16 protein-coding genes are annotated in these 17,381 nt (G+C 42.8%); 5 read left to right on the top strand and 11 right to left on the bottom strand.

Annotation, left to right across the window (positions count from 1 at the left end):
• Positions 1–90 precede the first annotated feature (90 nt).
• The gene (locus PQ469_RS04955; protein ID WP_274211946.1) at positions 91–1,017 is read left to right on the top strand and encodes a DUF72 domain-containing protein; all 927 of its coding nucleotides are present in this window, start codon (positions 91–93) and stop codon (positions 1,015–1,017) included.
• Here the strand turns inward: PQ469_RS04955 and PQ469_RS04950 are convergent.
• From PQ469_RS04950 to PQ469_RS04930, 5 genes are all read right to left on the bottom strand, one after another.
• On the bottom strand, positions 1,014–1,793 hold the full coding sequence (locus PQ469_RS04950) for a DUF1345 domain-containing protein (protein ID WP_274211945.1): 780 nt from the start codon (positions 1,791–1,793) through the stop codon (positions 1,014–1,016). The two genes, PQ469_RS04955 and PQ469_RS04950, sit on opposite strands and share 4 nt — an antisense overlap.
• Positions 1,774–1,983, bottom strand: a complete 210-nt coding sequence (locus PQ469_RS04945) for a YwbE family protein (protein ID WP_274211944.1) — start codon at positions 1,981–1,983, stop codon at positions 1,774–1,776. Before PQ469_RS04945 ends, PQ469_RS04950 begins: the two co-directional genes overlap by 20 nt.
• A gap of 31 nt (positions 1,984–2,014) precedes the next feature.
• Positions 2,015–2,479: an HAD domain-containing protein gene (locus PQ469_RS04940; RefSeq protein WP_274211943.1), complete on the bottom strand. Its 465-nt coding sequence runs from the start codon at positions 2,477–2,479 to the stop codon at positions 2,015–2,017.
• Between the two features lie 3 nt (positions 2,480–2,482).
• Positions 2,483–3,817 (bottom strand): argininosuccinate lyase, encoded by a 1,335-nt coding sequence (argH, locus tag PQ469_RS04935; RefSeq protein ID WP_274211942.1) that lies wholly within the window; start codon positions 3,815–3,817, stop codon positions 2,483–2,485.
• A 957-nt stretch (positions 3,818–4,774) separates the two neighbouring features.
• Complete coding sequence (locus PQ469_RS04930; protein ID WP_274211941.1) at positions 4,775–6,016, bottom strand: glycoside hydrolase family 76 protein; 1,242 nt, start codon at positions 6,014–6,016, stop codon at positions 4,775–4,777.
• 1,010 nt (positions 6,017–7,026) lie between these two features.
• Between PQ469_RS04930 and PQ469_RS04925 the strand changes: the two genes are divergently transcribed.
• Positions 7,027–7,578, top strand: coding sequence for a dihydrofolate reductase family protein (locus PQ469_RS04925; protein WP_274211940.1), 552 nt, complete (start codon positions 7,027–7,029; stop codon positions 7,576–7,578).
• A gap of 456 nt (positions 7,579–8,034) precedes the next feature.
• On the opposite strand, the gene PQ469_RS04920 is transcribed toward PQ469_RS04925, so the two are convergent.
• The 6 genes from PQ469_RS04920 to PQ469_RS04895 all read right to left on the bottom strand — a co-directional run bounded on the left by PQ469_RS04920 (position 8,035) and on the right by PQ469_RS04895 (position 15,053).
• Positions 8,035–9,147 carry a hypothetical protein gene (locus tag PQ469_RS04920; RefSeq protein ID WP_274211939.1) on the bottom strand — a complete coding sequence of 371 codons (1,113 nt, stop codon included), beginning with the start codon at positions 9,145–9,147 and terminating at the stop codon, positions 8,035–8,037.
• 840 nt (positions 9,148–9,987) lie between these two features.
• On the bottom strand, positions 9,988–10,632 hold the full coding sequence (locus PQ469_RS04915) for a response regulator transcription factor (RefSeq protein ID WP_274211938.1): 645 nt from the start codon (positions 10,630–10,632) through the stop codon (positions 9,988–9,990).
• Between the two features lie 9 nt (positions 10,633–10,641).
• Entirely contained in the window at positions 10,642–13,467 is a 2,826-nt protein-coding gene (locus tag PQ469_RS04910) for a sensor histidine kinase (RefSeq protein WP_274211937.1), read from the bottom strand.
• 90 nt (positions 13,468–13,557) lie between these two features.
• Positions 13,558–13,698 carry a hypothetical protein gene (locus PQ469_RS04905; RefSeq protein WP_274211936.1) on the bottom strand — a complete coding sequence of 47 codons (141 nt, stop codon included), beginning with the start codon at positions 13,696–13,698 and terminating at the stop codon, positions 13,558–13,560.
• 181 nt (positions 13,699–13,879) lie between these two features.
• Complete coding sequence (locus tag PQ469_RS04900; RefSeq protein WP_274211935.1) at positions 13,880–14,491, bottom strand: dihydrofolate reductase family protein; 612 nt, start codon at positions 14,489–14,491, stop codon at positions 13,880–13,882.
• Positions 14,492–14,642: 151 nt separating this feature from the next.
• A complete protein-coding gene (locus PQ469_RS04895; RefSeq protein WP_274211934.1) occupies positions 14,643–15,053 on the bottom strand; it encodes a DoxX family protein in 411 nt (136 codons plus the stop codon).
• 133 nt (positions 15,054–15,186) lie between these two features.
• On the opposite strand from PQ469_RS04895, the gene PQ469_RS04890 reads away from it, so the two are divergent.
• The 3 genes from PQ469_RS04890 (at position 15,187) to PQ469_RS04880 (ending at position 17,204) form a co-directional block, all read left to right on the top strand.
• Positions 15,187–16,164 (top strand): GlxA family transcriptional regulator, encoded by a 978-nt coding sequence (locus tag PQ469_RS04890; RefSeq protein WP_090643786.1) that lies wholly within the window; start codon positions 15,187–15,189, stop codon positions 16,162–16,164.
• A gap of 272 nt (positions 16,165–16,436) precedes the next feature.
• Positions 16,437–16,964: a hypothetical protein gene (locus PQ469_RS04885; protein WP_274211933.1), complete on the top strand. Its 528-nt coding sequence runs from the start codon at positions 16,437–16,439 to the stop codon at positions 16,962–16,964.
• 3 nt (positions 16,965–16,967) lie between these two features.
• Positions 16,968–17,204, top strand: a complete 237-nt coding sequence (locus PQ469_RS04880) for a hypothetical protein (RefSeq protein ID WP_274211932.1) — start codon at positions 16,968–16,970, stop codon at positions 17,202–17,204.
• Positions 17,205–17,381 lie beyond the last annotated feature (177 nt).

Raw genomic sequence — 17,381 nt, 5'->3', positions numbered from 1 at the left:
TTAGCAGAATAGAAAACTTTCTATCAATATTACTATTTTTAAAATTCTGAAATTCTGAAAATTCTGATTCAGATACTTAATCAACTAATCATGGAATTTGGCAAAGTAGCACCCGAAGAATTACCCTTAATAGATTTTACCCTTCCGCCCGATACAGAACTCACCACTAAGGTATTAGCAACGGCTAAAAACAATGAGCCAATACAGGTTCACGTAGGTTGTGCCAAATGGGGGCGCAAGGAGTGGATTGGTCAAATCTATCCGCCTAAAACCAAGGAAGCTAACTTTTTGGATGAATATGTAAAACACTTTGATTGCATTGAACTGAATGCCACATTTTATAACATTTATGGACCGGATACAATTGCCAAATGGAAAGCCAAGGCCGAAAGCAACCCCAATTTTAAATTCTGCCCCAAATTTTCGCAAAGCATCAGCCACATCCGCAGGTTAAAAAATGCCGACGATGTTACAACAACTTACTATGAAGGCATCATGGCATTTGGCGAAAAGCTGGGACCACTATTTTTGCAATTGAGCGATAACTACACACCCAAAAGCTTCCCCGAGCTGAAAGCATACCTGGAAGCCTTGCCCAAAGATGTACCCGTTTTTGTAGAGCTGCGGCATAAAGAATGGTTTGCCCAACAGGAAAACAGCGACAAGGTATTCGGCCTGTTTCGCGATCTTAATATTGGCGCCGTAATAACCGATGCTTCCGGACGCCGGGACGTAATACACATGAGTTTACCTACACCTCATGCCTTCATCCGTTTTGTGGGCTGTACCGATAAAATAGGCGAATACAGTATTGATGAAGCCCGCCTGGATATGTGGGTAGAAAGGATAAAAAAATGGCAGCAGGAAGGTTTAAAATCGGTCTGGTTTTTTATGCATCAGCATGATGAACGGTTTTCGCCCATACTATCAGATTATGTAACCCAAAAATTAAACGCGGTCCTTGGCACCAATTTACTTCGCCCCAAATTTATTGATCAGCAGGGTGGTTTATTTTAGTTTGATACCAGTCCTGATATCACGTTGATACTCAAAGCCACAATAGCAGTATTAAAGGCAAAAGATATCATGCCGTGAATCCAGGCCAGGCGGCGGATTTGCCGGGATGAGATCTCGATATCCGATACCTGGAAAGTCATCCCCAACACAAAAGAGAAGTATACAAAATCAAGATAATCAGGCTCAAAACCCTTCTCATCGCCTGGAAACTCCAGTCCGCCCAAAGGTTTAGTCTTGTTATCACCGTCGGTATCTGTGGCGTAATACATATGGGCATAACGCAGGGTAAATATGGTGTGCACCAATATCCAGGAGATAATTACCGACGTCATTCCTAACAACACATGCCCTGTAACTACGGCAGGCGATAGCTGTTTAGATGATTTGAGCAGGAAAAAAATTGCCAGGAGACTAATGATGGATGCTACAATTACAAAAGCAAATATCAACACCCGGCTGGAATCCTCAATTTTGGCTATGTGCCTAACCTCCTTTGGGTGCGACGACAGGATGATAATCCAATCCATCACTATAACGCTCAACCCAAATGCCGACCACGTAACCAAGACGATTGCTGGTATACTAAAACGTTCCCAAATAAAAGCCAGGGTGGCAATAGCTACAATAAACGAAATTAATAAACGGTGATGCGTATCTAACCGTAACCATAATTTCGATTTTCGTTGAGGGTTTGCAGGCATATAGGATTGTACTATGGTAAGTACAAGGTAAATATGGTAAACAATTGTGTAGAAATTATGAATTATCTTCCTCATCAACAATCCAGGCTACGCGGCCAACCTGGCCATCATCCAGCTGTACCTTAATGCCGCGGGAATGGTATGATGCACTGGTTAACAGCCTTTTCACAATGCCGCGGGTAAGCGTTCCAGTTCGCTGGTCTTTTTTTAGGATAATATCAACTTCCAGTCCGGGGTATATATCGCTTCTGTTTTGTCCGTTCATTTTTAGGATTACACTGATTTATAGGGTCATTTCACCGATTATTTAAAAGGATATCCAAGGCCTTTTGTTTGGCCTCAATATCAATTCCAAGATAGGGTTTGATGGTAACCCACCTTTGCTTTATAGCATTTGGCAAGTTATTTATTGACAAGTCATCATCTATAATGACGTAGTTCGCCTCACCGTTCTTATGTATCCACTCCTGAATTTCGCTACCACGATCCTGCATATCCGACAGTGATTGCCTATCGTTAAGTTTAGATAATTTACTAATAGTTATCCCCCTGATCTTGAAGATCTCCAGCCAACGTTCAATAGTAAAGCTAATCCTATGTGTACTGGATAAAACCACGTCGGCACCTGTTAGCGACAAAATATCAACCAGATTTTCTGCCGATTGTTTGTTAAACAGCATGAACCCATCGGCACCAATTTCTACCTTTTTCCAGGACGGTTCGGTTACCAATACTCCATCTATATCCAGCAGGATTACCATTTGTTAGGCCACCAGCTCCTTTATTGCCGTTTCAACTTTCCCAAAATCAAAGTTAGTCAGCAGCTTATCAAAGGCGGCGGTAATATGCTGGTTACCCAGGTTGCCTATACTGCCTTCGTGGGTGTGGTTTACAGTTTTATCGGGGTTAAAATCGCCTCGCTCTATAGCTAAACCTACTTGTTTGTAGGCATCCCTGAAAGGGGTTCCGCTTAATACCATGCGGTTAACTTCCTCAACGCTAAATAGGTAAGCGTACTTGGTGTCCTTCAGTATATCAGCATTCACTGTTATATTTTGGAGCATGAAGGTGGCCATATGCAGGCATTTCTTCAGGTCGGCAAAGGCGGGGAACAGGAGCTCTTTGAGTAGTTGCAGCTCGCGGTGATAGCCGGATGGCAGGTTGGTGGTCATCATGGCTACATCGGTTGGCAGGGCTTGCAGGCGGTTGCATTTGCCACGCATAATTTCCCAAACATCCGGATTTTTTTTGTGTGGCATAATGCTGCTGCCGGTAGTTAGTGTATCGGGGTAGCTTACAAAGGCAAAGTTCTGGCTCAGGTAAAGTGCCTGATCCATAGCCATTTTGGCAAGTGTAGCGGCTATACTTGATAAGGCCTGGGCAATGATCCGCTCGGTTTTACCGCGACCCATCTGGGCGTATACTACGTTGTAATTCAGGCTATCAAACCCTAATAATTGGGTAGTTAGCGTACGGTTAAGCGGAAACGACGAGCCATAACCAGCTGCCGAACCCAGGGGGTTTTTGTTAGTGATTTTATAAGCAGCCAGCACCAGTTCAAGGTCATCGGCAAGGCTTTCGGCATAGGCACCAAACCACAGGCCAAACGAGGATGGCATGGCCACCTGCAGGTGGGTGTAGCCGGGCAGCAGTATATCTTTATGCTGCTCGCTTAGTGTAATCAACTGGCGGAAAAGGGTTTCGGTTTCCTCAACCACCTGTTGCAGCTGATGGCGGAAGAATAATTTGAGGTCGACCAGCACCTGGTCGTTGCGGGAGCGGCCGGAATGGATCTTTTTGCCGGCATCGCCAATGCGTTGGGTTAGCAGCATTTCTACCTGCGAGTGTACATCCTCCACCCCATCTTCAATGGTGAAATTACCGGCCTCAATATCGGCATAAATGGCCTTTAACTCGCGCTGAACAAGCTCAAGATCAGCACTATCCATCAGGCCGATGCTTTGGAGCATACGGGTATGGGCCAGCGAACCCAGTACATCAAATGCAGCCATTTCCTGGTCAAATTCCCTATCCTTGCCTACGGTGAAATCCTCTACCAGCTGATTTACATTAGTAGTTTTTTGCCATAACTTACTCATGGTGCAAATGTAAAGTTTAGTAGCAAGATTTTAGTATCAAGTCGCAAGTATCAGGTATCAAGATTTTTGAAGCGTCGGTTACAAGTTAGGGTTTGATACTACCGCCAGGTGTTCGGTTTTTTACAGGAATAAACAGGTGTTCGGGGCCGAACACTTAAAATATTATATATCAGATAATTAAGTGTTCGGATAATTTCAGGGCGAGGTAAATTGGTCCTGTTTTGCCGGAGGTGGGTGGCCTGTGGATGTTTGTACCCGTGAACACCCTGCCAGGTTCTGTTAGCACCTTGTTACACCCTTATTACATACCTGCCACCCCACGTAAAGCACTCGTTGGGCACCGTAAAATTCTGCTCATTCTTTAATTCTGAAAACGGCGCAGCCCTCTTGAACACCTTTAAAAATCATTTACATGTGAAAAATTCTGATTTACGAAATTATTTTGTAGAAACTACAACATCGGCCCGCTCATTCGCCGCGGGGGGCTTGTTACTTTTGAAGCCCCAAAAGTAACCAAAATGGCCGTCAGCAGAAATGCTTCTTTGCCGCACGGGCCTTTGCCCTGCAAAACGGCCAAAACCTGGGCTGGATTTATTTTGCCCCGGCGCGGTCGGCCCCCACACGTGCAAAAACATCCTATGCCCTGCCACCGCACAGCCCATCATCGTTTTGGTCGCTTTCGCCCGAAGCTCCCTCTGCTGACACTTTTGGGACGACAAGGTGTTTTTTCTGTAATGAAATTTGCAACTAAAATTTTGTTAATTCTAAAATTCTGATTCAGACAATTACCTGCAGCTAAAATTCTGCTAATTCCTTAATTCAATAAATCCTGATTCAGACAATCACCTGCGGCTAAAATTCTAAAAATTCTGATTCACAGTTGTTTAATCTTCTGGGGGTATCAAAAGCATCATCAAACAAAAAACTATAAAACAAACAGGGACATGCTAAATTAATTTAGCGGTACCAGTAAATACCATTCACCATTGATACCCCTGGTGTGGTTTCAAAAGCGTTCAGGATGGTGCCGTCGGGGGTGCGGGTGGCCCATTTGCCCCACATTTGTCCGCTGCTGTTGCGTATCGACCATGCCTGCGTGGCGTTGGCATCCAGCCAGCTGCCATAAGTGCTTTGCAACCCGGCCGAGTGCACGTAAATGCAGGCCCAGCGGGCAAATATGCCCTTAAAGCCCTGGGTATCGGCCGTGTCGTACTCATCAAGCAAAATGCCGCCGGGGGTTTGGCACATGTTGTTTTTACTGTAGTTCATTACGTTATTGGCCATGGCGGCGTAGTTTACGGCAGGGTATTGCAGGCGCAGGGCATCGCAAGCGCCTATGAACGTGCCTTGCGTGTATGAGCGGCTGCCTTCGGTAATGGTGCCTGCCGCGTTTATGGCGCCCTTAACCTCGCCGCTGCTGGTGTACAGGGTGGCCACCATCCAGTCCATCAGCAGCTTGGCCTTGGTTTGGTAGCTGGCATCGCCGGTGGCGGCGTACAGCTTCATAGCGCAAATAATGGCCGGTGCGTTTACGCAGGCATTTTTGGTTTGCTTGTCGGTAGTCCACCACAGTCCACCACCCAGTGCGGTATCATAGGCGCGGTTCCACACAATGGCGAAGTTGTTTTTGGCCATATCCAGCATGCCGCCATCATTGGTAATGGCATAGGCGCGCACGCACATCAGGCTGCCCCAAATAATATCATCATTATAAATGTTGCTTTCCCAGGTAAGGCCGTAACCATCGCGCATACCGTTGTACAGGTAGCTAATTTTGTTCTTCAAATCCACGTTGGGGTTTATGTTATAAGCGTCAATGAGGGTTTCAATAGCCTCTGCCTGCGTCCAAAAGTCCATACGGCCGGTGTGGTTCTGATCTTTCCAGTAATAGGCCTTATAGCTGGGGCCATAGGTGCCGTACTGGTTGTAAAACGTGTTGTTGTACACTTGCATAGCCACCAGCGCTTCGGCACGGGTAGGCAGGGTTGCATTGGTTACCAGCTTACGCCCGGCCACCGCTGCCGAAGCCCCCGGCGACCCAGCCGCCAACTGCCCCTCCTTTTTACAGCCCGAAGCCACTACCATACAGCCCATCGCCGCCAGCAGCAGGCCGTACCCTGCCCGGCCCATCAATTTAAAAGCACGCAGCACGCCCAACGCGCCGCCGGTTTGTTTAACATTGTTTTTCATAATTTTCATAGAAATTGATTTTGTTTAATTGGTTTATATAAAGCCTGCCCCTGTTTGTTGCATTATTAAAAGCCTGTTGAACGCCGGCCAACACTCACCCGGCTACGCTGCGCTGGCCACCCTCTCTTCGGCTTCGCCGGAAAGAGGGGCTTGAAGTGCTGAATCAATTTAGCATACCGGGTTTGGCCGACGTTTCAAGCCCTCTTGCCCCATTTAATCCCCCTCAACAGTATATACCCCGTTCAAGCCCCTCTTTCCACCGCAGGTGAAGAGAAGGTGGCGGGCGCAGCCTCGCCGGGTGAGTCTTCCCCTCCAATACCCCTTACGCCAGCCATCCCCCAAAGCATTATTAAAAACCTGTTGAACGCAGGCCAACACTCACCCGGCTACGCTGCGCTGGCCACCCTCTCTTCGGCTTCGCCGGAAAGAGGGGCTCGAAGTGCTGAATGCATTTAGCATATCGGGTTTGGCCGGCGTTTCAAGCCTCTCTTTCCGGGTTTAATCCCCCTCAACAGTATATACCCCCCGTTCAAGCCCCTCTTTCCACCGCAGGTGAAGAGAGGGTGGCGGGCGCAGCCTCGCCGGGTGAGTCTTCGCCGCCATACGCCACGCTCCCGCCCTACCGGTAAAAAACTACCCCCTAAAAAAATCACGAATGTTGGTTTACCCCGGCTGCTGCAAACGCTAAAAGCGCCCGCCTGCCCGGCTTATGGTATTGTTTTTCAATTGGTTTATAATAGTAGGATGCTGCCAGCGGGGCTCAGCCCCCAAGCGCCGGGAAAATTTTTTAAGTTTTTTTTATAAATTTTATCTTTCAACGAAACCACTTGTCAACTATGCACAGGGGGCCTTGAGTCTTAAGTCCTGAAAAATCGGACTTCCGACTAAAGACTTCAGACTTCCGACTTAAACGCCCTTTATTTGTCGCACCTGGCCCTCACCACTATAAACGCCGTATTTTATTTTTGATATTTATTTAGCAAAACCGGTCAATAAAAATTAACGTTAAAACCAATCCCATGAGAACTGTAACTTTTGGCATGAATATCAGTATTGATGGCTGTTACGAACACACCAAATTTAATGGCGATGAAGAAATTCACCAATATTTTGCCGACCTGGCGCACGATGTAGACCTGGTGGTATACGGACGTAAAATGTACGATTTGATAGTTCCGTACTGGACCGAGGTGGCCAAAACCCAGTCGGGCACGGCAGCGGGCAATGCGTTTGCGCAAACCGTTGTCGACGTTGATAAAATTATTTTTTCGCGTACCCTCCAAAGCGTGGAAGGCAATACACGCATCCTACGCGACAACCTGGAAGCCGAAATCCGGAACCTGAAACAGCAGCCCGGCAAAAAAATCTCCATCGCCGGCGTAAGCCTGCGTTCGCAACTGATGGCGCTCGGCCTGGTCGACGAAATTCACATTGTAATTCACCCGGTAATTATTGGCGAAGGAAAAAAGCTGATGGAAGATTTTCCCCTGCCGGAAAAACTAAACTGGAAACTGGTGGATACCAAAGTTTTTAAATCGGGATGCGTAGGGTTGCATTATGTGAAGGCGTAAGGGTGGCTTTGGGATTGCCGAACCGGCTGACCTTCAGACTACAGGATAGTTGAACTTTGGAACCGGCAAACATCTGGACTTTATGATTGGTGGATGATTGATAAGTTTTCCTACCTCAAAAAATCTTGATACTTGATACTTTTTTCTGACTCTTGATTCTTAACTCTTCTTCCTGGCCTTCTTGTCTCAAATCTCATATCTCACATCTCAAATCTAATTTTGGCGTTCCCTGCGGGCCGTGCTGTTCGTTCATACTGCGCGCGCCTTAGGCACTGGGCCGGTATCCACTGCCATCACTAACGTGGGCTGTCGGGGCGGTTGGGGATTTGTGTTTTGCAATGGCATCGTGCTTGGTATGCGGGAGCACCCCGATAAATATCGGGGTGTTAGGGGAAGTAATTGCGGTAGCCTTAGGGGGCGACACCAACAAGCTTTTAGGCACTCTTTATTTAACTTTTACCTTGCTTTGGTTTTTTGAGCATCAATTGCTGCCTTATGTACGAAAATACTTGATAAGTTAACACTACCGGCTACAAAAATACTATGTGACCAAACCGAATTGTGAGTCCAGTCGATACCTACCCCCGCACCCGAAACTATATTTGTATTATTTTGACCGTAAAAGGCTTTCCCTAATAAACTGAAGAAAACACCAAACATATTATTGGACTTACCATTAAATTGGCCATAATAGTTATAATAAGGTATAAAACATGGCTGAAGGGTAGTAATAAAATGCAAAGTATCTGTTATAAACGCAACCGAAACTCTGTAACGATAATTATTTATTTTTTTTAAATCTCCTAATTTACCGACGTAATCACCTAAGGATATGATGTCTTTATTCGAATAAAAGGGCGTGTTGGCCTGATAATTTTTCAAAGTCGAAATATTATTACCTCTTTCGATATTAACAGACCCAGAAACAACAATGGCATTTGCAGGAAAAAAGGATACTTCGCCCAAAAAACCTAACGTTACTGGTTTTTGTCTTGATGAAATTGCCGCTTCTTTGTCGTAAATCAAAGTATTATCTAATTTGCCGTAAACATTTACATTCCAAGGAACTGGAATAAAGTAATTTGATAATGATTTGACATTTTCCCAGTTATTAAAAATATCAACATTATGTCCTATACCAACACTAACGCCATATGTTGGATGAAATGTACTGACTTTAGATAAATCTGATTTAATGTTATCAACTGATAACGACCAAATGAGCCCTAATGAAGTCGCATAAGTCAATTTGGCTTTATCTTCTATAGAATAATGGGCTGTATCACCTTTACCTATCAATTTTATCTTATCATTTGGTGTTGGGCTAACAAAATACTGGGTACCATTTCCTAATTGTGACGTACCTGTTAACTTAAATGAACCACTTGATGTTGAAACAGGGATAGATAGCGACTTTGTTTGATAATAATCAAAAATGTCCTTTCCCCGGCTATCTGTCCCTATAGATTGACCAACACAAACTGTGCTAATGAAGCTATATATAACAACTACTGCGAGTGAATAACATTTCGATCTGCGAAAATTGAATACGCTTTTTGATAAATTCATGATAATACGGGTTAGATGTTACCGATAAAAATTTTATTAACTTTTTATTCCTAATTAATCTATAAAATATGGCTTTTCATATTTATGCCCTGTTGGTGTTATCACCATAGACCAATACTTGTCAATAGGGAAAACATTTCGTTGAGAATGAACTTAAACCGTAAATAGATAAATTTAGATGGATTGCCTTTAGATCGTAAATAATGGCCACTGATTTTGGGATCGGTTTGAGAAAAAGCAACGGGGGATATCTCCATTTCCATAAGTAGTATGGGTTTCATTTTGATAAAAATTAGTTGATATGAATATATAACACTCTATATCCAAATTTAGGCGCTGACCCTAATACATTGAACCGTATAATCCCCCTTTTCATCACAGTATTTATACCGTATAAAAACGGTATAAATGCGCCAACAAAACACTATTACTGAACTATAACTTATAGTTTAAACGAAGATGAAAATCCATTAATAACCATATGGCCCGGTCAACAAAAGAAGTAACACAATGGAAAATCCTGGCACTTGGCAAAGTGAAGGCTGGTCATTAGGAAAAAACTTGAAATGCGCAAGCGCACTACTTTAAGATAATTGGTATCATTGACATTTTGAAAAATGCAGTCCCGATCAAGATTTACTATGTCCGACTATATACCGGCATGGAAAGCTATGTTATTTCAATACTGCCGTAAAATTTCGTGCCCTACAACAGATCTTTGTGAAAGATAACAAAGGTGCGATATGTTATAATTTGGATTTACAATAAGTCTTGCCTCAGAACCGCAATTGTTGTTCCGGTTGCCAGGCTATTTTCAAGCTGCATAAGGAGATTGATGGCCTATATAAGATTATTATTCATAGCGTATAGAACCAACCCTATTCTACTCTTTACCCCTAGTTTTTTAAACAATTGTTCCCGATAGCCATCGACGGTACGGTTACTAATGCACATCAAATTCGCAATTTCCTTATAAGTCAATTCTGAACTTGCCAATTTTAAAAATTCTATTTCGTAAAACTTCAAATTGATTTTTTCATCATTTTTTGCCATCCTTGATTTGCGGGCATCCTTAATCAGATAATTAGTTATATACGATGGGAAATAATTGCCGTCCTTTCTAACCGTATCCAAGGCGTTTTTAAATTCGTTTAACTCTGCATCCTTAAGCAGGTATCCGTCAATCCCCTTTAGTACCATTTTGACGACGGTATCTTCGTCGTGATTCATCGATAATATGATGATTTTAATTTCGGGGAAGTTTTCTTTTAGATGTAAAACGGTTTCATAGCCGTCCATATTGGGCATGTTTTGATCCAGAAGAACGATATCAGGTTTAAATTTATTGCTGATTTTTTGAATGAGGTCGGAACCGTCATTACAGCAAAGTATGACTGTGTATTCGGTAAATGTTTTAATTAGAACCTCTAAACTACGACCGAATAATTTATGATCATCTACGATAGCTACCTTAGTCAAATCCATTTTCAATAATTAAAGAGGTAATGACAATTTAATTTCACATCCTTTATCAGGACTACTATTTATAAGCAACATCCCCCCCGCTAATTTTGCTCGTTGGCGCATATTATTCAGGCCAAGACCATTTTTTTTGCGTTGCAGATCAAATCCCAGCCCATCATCTTTTATAATTAAAATAAGCTCTTTTATATTCCCATTTATAGACACAGAAATATTTTTTGCATGTGCGTGTTTAATTATGTTATTAACTGCTTCCTGAAAGATTCGATACACTAAGGACTCAATCTGGCCAGTTAATTTACAGTCGTGCCACTGCATCTCTAAATTAACTTTTATTTGATTAGTATTATTCAAACTGTCGATATCTTTCTTTATCGTGGTGACTAGATCATCCATTAAGAATTTTCCATAATATAAATTGTGTGTAAATTCACGCAGGTCTTTGATCACATCACTTAAAATTGATTTTGCTTCTTCTAATTGAGCCGGGGCTCCCATGTTGAGATTCAGCTTGATAACCGATAATGATTGGCCTATATCATCGTGAATCTCCCTGCTGATATTTTGCCTCTCCTTTTCTAATGCCAGTTCCTTTTCAAAAAACGCTTTTTGCTCTTTTAATTTTGAGATATGGTAGGCCCGTGAGGCTGTTAAAAGTAAAATCAGGAAGAACAAAGTTAATGCGACTTTAAATATCCAGGTTTGCCACCAGGGATCCAAAATCAGAAAGTTTTTAACGATATAATTTGTACTTTCTCCAAGAATAGGATGAATTGCCTTTATCATAAGCTGATATTTACCCGGTTTTAAAGATAAAAAATGAAGAGTGCTTTCGCCCGGCTTTGTGGCTTCCCAATTCCCCTGTTGATCACATGTCAACCGGTAGCGGTAAAAACTCATCTCGGGATTATTAAATACCGGGAAGGATAAATTTACAGACAGTGAATTTTTATTATATGGCAAAATTAAGTTGTTATCATTTGTAGTATCTGAATCATTTATGACGGTCGATAATTCCGAACATACCAATTTGTTGTCAGGGACATCGCTATTGGTCTTGTTAAACAATAATTTATTGTCACAAATGACATAGGCAATGCGGTTTAATACCTCAACATCATTAACATTTTTAGTATAGCTGATGGTATTTCCAATGGGCTCATCAGTCCTGGTGTCAAGCAACCGCATAACTTCGTTGTCCAAAAGATAAAGTGTATGTTCGATCTTTTTAATTTTTGTTATAAAATGTGGTGGTAATGCGCTGCGATCCAATAATTGCGATACGACGTTATTTTTTAAGACAAGTAACCCATCCTTTCTACTGACGATATATAGTTTTTGATCTGTATAAATCAAAGCGGACGCGATGATTTTTACATTATTAAATACAATACGTTCTTCATGCCCATTGACATATTTTACAAGATCATTTCTTTTGGCCAAGAAAAATACGTTGTTTATAGAATCCAGTGCAACCGCATTCAACCTGTATTTAATTAATTCCCGTTCAGTAGGGTTAAGTTGAGACTGATTTAAACTGGATCCATTTTGATCAAGTATAATTGGATTATGTCCATCGGCGACATATAAATGGTCTCCAATCTTAAAAGCCCCTTCGAATTTGGAAATGAATGGCCCAGGAAATTGGATCTCCTTTTTGGAATTATATAAATACAGTCCATTATAAGAACCAAAAATGAATTTTACTGAATCTATAGCCTGGATAAAGCTAATTCCTCTGTTGAGACCAGGGGCATGATGAATTTGGATCTTCAGTTTTAAGGCAGGATCATATCTGTAAATAGCGCCTGATGAGGTCCCAACCAATAAATTCGGTACTTGCTTTGCAATTGAGGTTATTTGTTCATTTTTGAAACCGACTGTATTGATGCTATATTTTTTAGGTTCAAAATACAAGCCTTTTCCGGGCGCCAAAAACCACTTATTTCCTTCATTATCAACAACTACGTCCACTATTCCCATCCCCTTCTTTACTTCGCCTTTATTAGAAGCTATTTCATCATAGGAACTTACCCATTGCTCACCCGTACTAAACGTTCGTACCCCAACTATACGCGAACCATAATAGTTAAGAATATTCGACAAGTACAATATGCCGTTGAAATATTTCAGTTGGCAAATAAACTGATCTGGATTTAATTTAGATTCATCTTTGATAACGGTAGTAACGGGATCACCAGCCTTATTTTGAAAATAACTGACGTTTATTTCGTGTGAATTGTTGAAACTAAATCCAAGAAGCTGTACTTCGGAAAATCCAGAAGTTTCTTCGAATCGATAAACCTTTCTGCTATAGCGGCCAGTTATAAACAAGTCCTGCCCTATCGTAAAAATATTGGTTTCATTATCTAAAATACCTCTATTCTGATGTTTATATTCTCTATAACTGAAAGTTTTTATATCAAATACGAACAATGATTCTGATGTACTGAGGAACATAAACCCTTTAAAGCTTAACAACTTTAAGAGTGCCACATGGTCAATTTTTTTTACTAAAACTAATTTCTCGTTTTTTACACACCAAATTGAATTCCTCATGATGCACCAAATCCGTTGCAAACTATCCTCGGCCAAGCCCCAAACCATTGAATTAAAAGCAGCGGTTTCCCCGCTATCAAAATCCTTTATATTTGATCCATCATAACGGGTAAGCCCGGCGCTATGTCCTATCCAGATGGCGCCAATTCGGCTAACCAATAGACGAGAAGTCTCATCAGTTGGTAGAATTGGGACATGAATAAGATTTGAACGCTGGCACCTTCCGGCTGTTTGAAAAATTGTCAGCAATATGAACAAAATCAAAGACTTGCGTTTCATCCCGTTATTATATGGCATGAAGATACGACGATATCAGGCATATTTTCAGGGTATTTTACCCGATCTGTACGGGAAAAACATCTAATTAGTTTACACGTCCTGCTTTGGTTCGTTTGATTTTGCTAAGGAGATCAATCCGCTCATGGCGCCCAGGTTCATGGAATCCAATGCCGAGCTTGGCACTTCGCCCTTGTTGGTGTTCCCCTGCCGCGCTTTGTTGTGTGTTATCACCAACAAATATCCGCATGTAAAAAGCTTTCAGGTTTACGTAATGTCATCTTGTTTTGGCTATCCCTGCTGCTTGATGGCAACGGCGGAAATGGAGTTTCGGCCTGGCACTTGTTGGCGCTCCCTACCCTGTTCGAATACTTCGCAATTCCACATACCGGATTTGCATACAAATAATAAAGCTTTATGCCGGCAAACCAACAACAGGCATCTGCTCACCCGCTTTTTCGCAGCCATAACTCAAACGCACAATGCCCGACGAAAATACCTGCGTGTTGGTTAACCGCATTTGTAAATTATGGCTAAGGGTGGGAAATAAACGTTTCCCGGTAGAAATCACTACAGGGTGCACCCACAGTTCGTACCTATCTACCAGGTTTAGCTTCATGAGTGATGATACCAGCTGTCCGCTCCCCAAAACTATGATATCCCGGCCCGGCTGGGCTTTTAATTGGTCTATCTGTTTTTTTAACTTTCCTTTTAGCAGGATGGTATTGCGCCAGGGGGTAAGGTGGATTGATTTGGATACTACTGCTTTGGTGTGTTGGTTCATCAGCTCGGCCATTACAATATCTTCTTTGGCCATCAGCAGGTCGTTGGCTTTTGCGGGCCAGTAGTTGGCAAAGGCTTCATAAGTGCGTGCACCTAATAAAATGGTATCTGCCCGGGCCAGTTGCCGGCAAAGGCTTTCGCACAATTCACCATCCCAGTATTTAAAATGCCAATCAAGGCTGCCATCGGGCCCGGCCATAAAGCCATCTAAAGTTACATTTACCGATGCCACCAACTCCCTCATTTTTTATTATACTTATTATTTACAGGCTATATATTACCAGGAAACCGCTTTTTAGATTTTTTTGCGCCAGGGCGCTAAGTGGCAAAGCAATTCCTTATTTTTCTTTGCGTCGTTTTCTTTGCGTCATTGCGCGAATTATTTTAAAGCCGATTTACCACTTACCGCCAAAGTTGAGCAGGCTTTTTACTTTTCCATCGCGCAGGTAAAGGCTTAGCCATACCAGTATGCCAAAAACTATAGGGAAATAGGCCGGCTGGTTGGCCCTCATCATAATAGCTACAGCGCCACCGAGGTAGCCGGTAATTAAAATAGCGCCCAAAACAGCAGTACGCGGAATGATGTAGATGATGGTGCAAACCAGCAGTATGGTACCTATTACCTGTACCATGTTTTCGCCGTAGCCCAAAAAAATGGTGCCTTTTACCGAGTGACTTTCTCTCATGATTTTGGCGATAGCATCAAACAGCAGGAATAAAATGCAGATAACGCTGATGATACGCCCGGCTAACAACGATGATTTTGAAGGCGCAGTTGCAGTGGTTGATGATACTGTGGTTTCCATAATGATATTTTTTGTTGGTGATTTTGTTAATTCAAAGGTAGTGTGGAGGTAACCAAGTAAGTACTGCATGTATTTGACATCTGCAGGGTGTAAATGCGACTTTTTATTTTTTGATTGCTTAGATTTGATCAACATGAAACACATATCCATCCTGGTGCCCTATGAGGCCGTCCCGTCTGCAATCGTCGATCCGCGGTATATGTTCACCGCCATTAATCAATTTTTGGTTAGCGCCGGTAAACAGCCCGCGTTTGAGGTGCAATTGGTGGGCTTAACCGCCCAGGTACCGCTCAACAACGGCGCTTTCGCGGTTAATACGGATGTGCTGATAAGCGACCTTAAAAAAACCGACCTGGTGGTTATCCCCGCGCTATCGGGCGATATGAAGGCCATGGTTGAACTGAACAAGGATTTTGTGCCCTGGATTATCAACCAATATAAAAACGGCGCCGAGGTGGCTTCTCTTTGTCTTGGTGCTTTCCTGCTGGCATCTACCGGGTTGCTTAACGGAAAATCATGCTCTACCCATTGGATGTCGGGCAACGAGTTCAGGGCCATGTTCCCGGAAGTGGCCATGACCGATGGTACCATCATTACCGAAATTGACGGCCTTTATTCAAGCGGCGGTGCCAGCTCTTACTGGAACCTGTTGCTGCACATTATTGAAAAATATACCGGCAGAGAACTGGCCATTATGGCGGCTAAGTTTTTCGCTATCGAGATCGACCGGAAAAGCCAGTCGCCATTTGTCATGTTTAACGGGCAAAAAAAGCATGAGGACGAACCCATTAAGCTTGCACAGGAATTTATTGAACATAATTACACCGGGAAACTTTCTGTAGATGACCTGGCCGACCAGTTTGCCATCGGCCGCCGCCATTTTGAACGCCGTTTTAAAAAAGCTACCAACAACACCCCAGCCGAATACATTCAGCGGGTGAAGGTGGAAGCCGCCAAAAAGCAGCTGGAAAATTCATCAAAAAACATCAACGAGGTAATGTACCAGGTGGGTTATAATGATGTTAAGGCTTTCAGGGCGGTGTTTAAAAAGTTCACCGGTTTGTCGCCCAACGATTATAAGCACAAATACAACAGGCAGGCGGCGGCGTAAAAAAACACCCGGCTACCGCAAGTACTTTCTGCTGCCGCAGGCCTCCAGGCCTGTGCGCCCGCATTCAAATCACAATGTTGTTTGGCATGTAAAAAGTTTTAATGTTTACGTAACGCCATCTTACTTTCGGCTATCCCTGCTCGTTAATAGCAACATCGGCAACACGCGGAAATGGTGTTACATATCCCTATAGTTCAGCTAAACCTTTATCTTTTTAACCTGATTTTACTTTAAAAAGCAATTATTTTTTACAATTTCCGTATATTCGTATAATGCCTGATGATTCAGTTTATCACCTTAATTTAGTTATTGACGACCTTACCAACAGTATCCGCCAGTTGAATAGCGGTGAAAGTTTAGAAACTGAACTGTCGTTGGCAACAAAGGAAGACATGAAATTCGCCATCAAAAAAAACAAGTGGCATTTTACATGGAAAACCGAGTTTAACGAGCAAGACCGCTTAGTATATAAATTAACAACGGTAGATGAACCCGATGTTATACAGGGCTTGATAAGTTTAAGCGACAAAGAGGGCTTTGTATATGTGCATTTAGCTGAAAGTGCACCGATTAATTTCGGACCGGATAAAAAGCACGAGGGAGTTGGCGGTAACCTTTTTGCATTTGCTTGTAAAAGGTCGTGGGATGCCGGTAACGAAGGCTTCGTTTCTTACCAGGCAAAAACGGATTTGATACGCCATTATGAGGAAGTACTGGGCGCTGTACATGTGGGTGGGCATAATATGATCATTTATCCGCAAGAGGCATTATTTTTGATTAAACAATATTTTAAAGTTTGAATTATGGGATATATCAGAGAACCCAAAAACGTTGACCTAATAGTGGGGCCATCGGTTTTTACTGAGGCTACCATGCAAACCATTGCTCAGGCTATTGCCAGATATAAAAAAACAGGGCAAAAACCCGTTAGTGTACAAATAACTACACAAGGTTCGTCAAATACAGCCATGCCTGCCGGCGGTACAAAAACAGTAACCGTTCGGCCACAACGTGTGTCAAAGAAAAGGGCCAAAATATAATTTCAGACTTATACAATAGCTTGAATAACGAAACGCTCCCGCAAGCACTTTTCCCGCCGCCGCCCCGATAATATCGGGGTGCGCCCGCATGCAAATCACAATGCTGTTGTAAAGCACAAAACCCCAACCTTACCCGCAGCCCGCGTTAGCAATACCTATGGAATTAACTGAACACCG

Origin of the sequence: Mucilaginibacter sp. KACC 22773 (assembly GCF_028736215.1) — a bacterium.
Classification (GTDB): Bacteria; Bacteroidota; Bacteroidia; order Sphingobacteriales; family Sphingobacteriaceae; genus Mucilaginibacter.
This window is presented reverse-complemented; position numbering and strand designations above follow the sequence as displayed.

Excerpts from the sequence above, each read along its gene's own strand:
- PQ469_RS04955 (WP_274211946.1), top strand. The coding sequence starts at position 91 with ATGGAATTTGGCAAAGTAGCACCCGAAGAATTACCCTTAATAGATTTT.
- PQ469_RS04950 (WP_274211945.1), bottom strand. The coding sequence starts at position 1,793 with ATGAGGAAGATAATTCATAATTTCTACACAATTGTTTACCATATTTAC.
- PQ469_RS04945 (WP_274211944.1), bottom strand. The coding sequence starts at position 1,983 with ATGAACGGACAAAACAGAAGCGATATATACCCCGGACTGGAAGTTGAT.
- PQ469_RS04940 (WP_274211943.1), bottom strand. The coding sequence starts at position 2,479 with ATGGTAATCCTGCTGGATATAGATGGAGTATTGGTAACCGAACCGTCC.
- argH (WP_274211942.1), bottom strand. The coding sequence starts at position 3,817 with ATGAGTAAGTTATGGCAAAAAACTACTAATGTAAATCAGCTGGTAGAG.
- PQ469_RS04930 (WP_274211941.1), bottom strand. The coding sequence starts at position 6,016 with ATGAAAATTATGAAAAACAATGTTAAACAAACCGGCGGCGCGTTGGGC.
- PQ469_RS04925 (WP_274211940.1), top strand. The coding sequence starts at position 7,027 with ATGAGAACTGTAACTTTTGGCATGAATATCAGTATTGATGGCTGTTAC.
- PQ469_RS04920 (WP_274211939.1), bottom strand. The coding sequence starts at position 9,147 with ATGAATTTATCAAAAAGCGTATTCAATTTTCGCAGATCGAAATGTTAT.
- PQ469_RS04915 (WP_274211938.1), bottom strand. The coding sequence starts at position 10,632 with ATGGATTTGACTAAGGTAGCTATCGTAGATGATCATAAATTATTCGGT.
- PQ469_RS04910 (WP_274211937.1), bottom strand. The coding sequence starts at position 13,467 with ATGAAACGCAAGTCTTTGATTTTGTTCATATTGCTGACAATTTTTCAA.
- PQ469_RS04900 (WP_274211935.1), bottom strand. The coding sequence starts at position 14,491 with ATGAGGGAGTTGGTGGCATCGGTAAATGTAACTTTAGATGGCTTTATG.
- PQ469_RS04895 (WP_274211934.1), bottom strand. The coding sequence starts at position 15,053 with ATGGAAACCACAGTATCATCAACCACTGCAACTGCGCCTTCAAAATCA.
- PQ469_RS04890 (WP_090643786.1), top strand. The coding sequence starts at position 15,187 with ATGAAACACATATCCATCCTGGTGCCCTATGAGGCCGTCCCGTCTGCA.
- PQ469_RS04885 (WP_274211933.1), top strand. The coding sequence starts at position 16,437 with ATGCCTGATGATTCAGTTTATCACCTTAATTTAGTTATTGACGACCTT.
- PQ469_RS04880 (WP_274211932.1), top strand. The coding sequence starts at position 16,968 with ATGGGATATATCAGAGAACCCAAAAACGTTGACCTAATAGTGGGGCCA.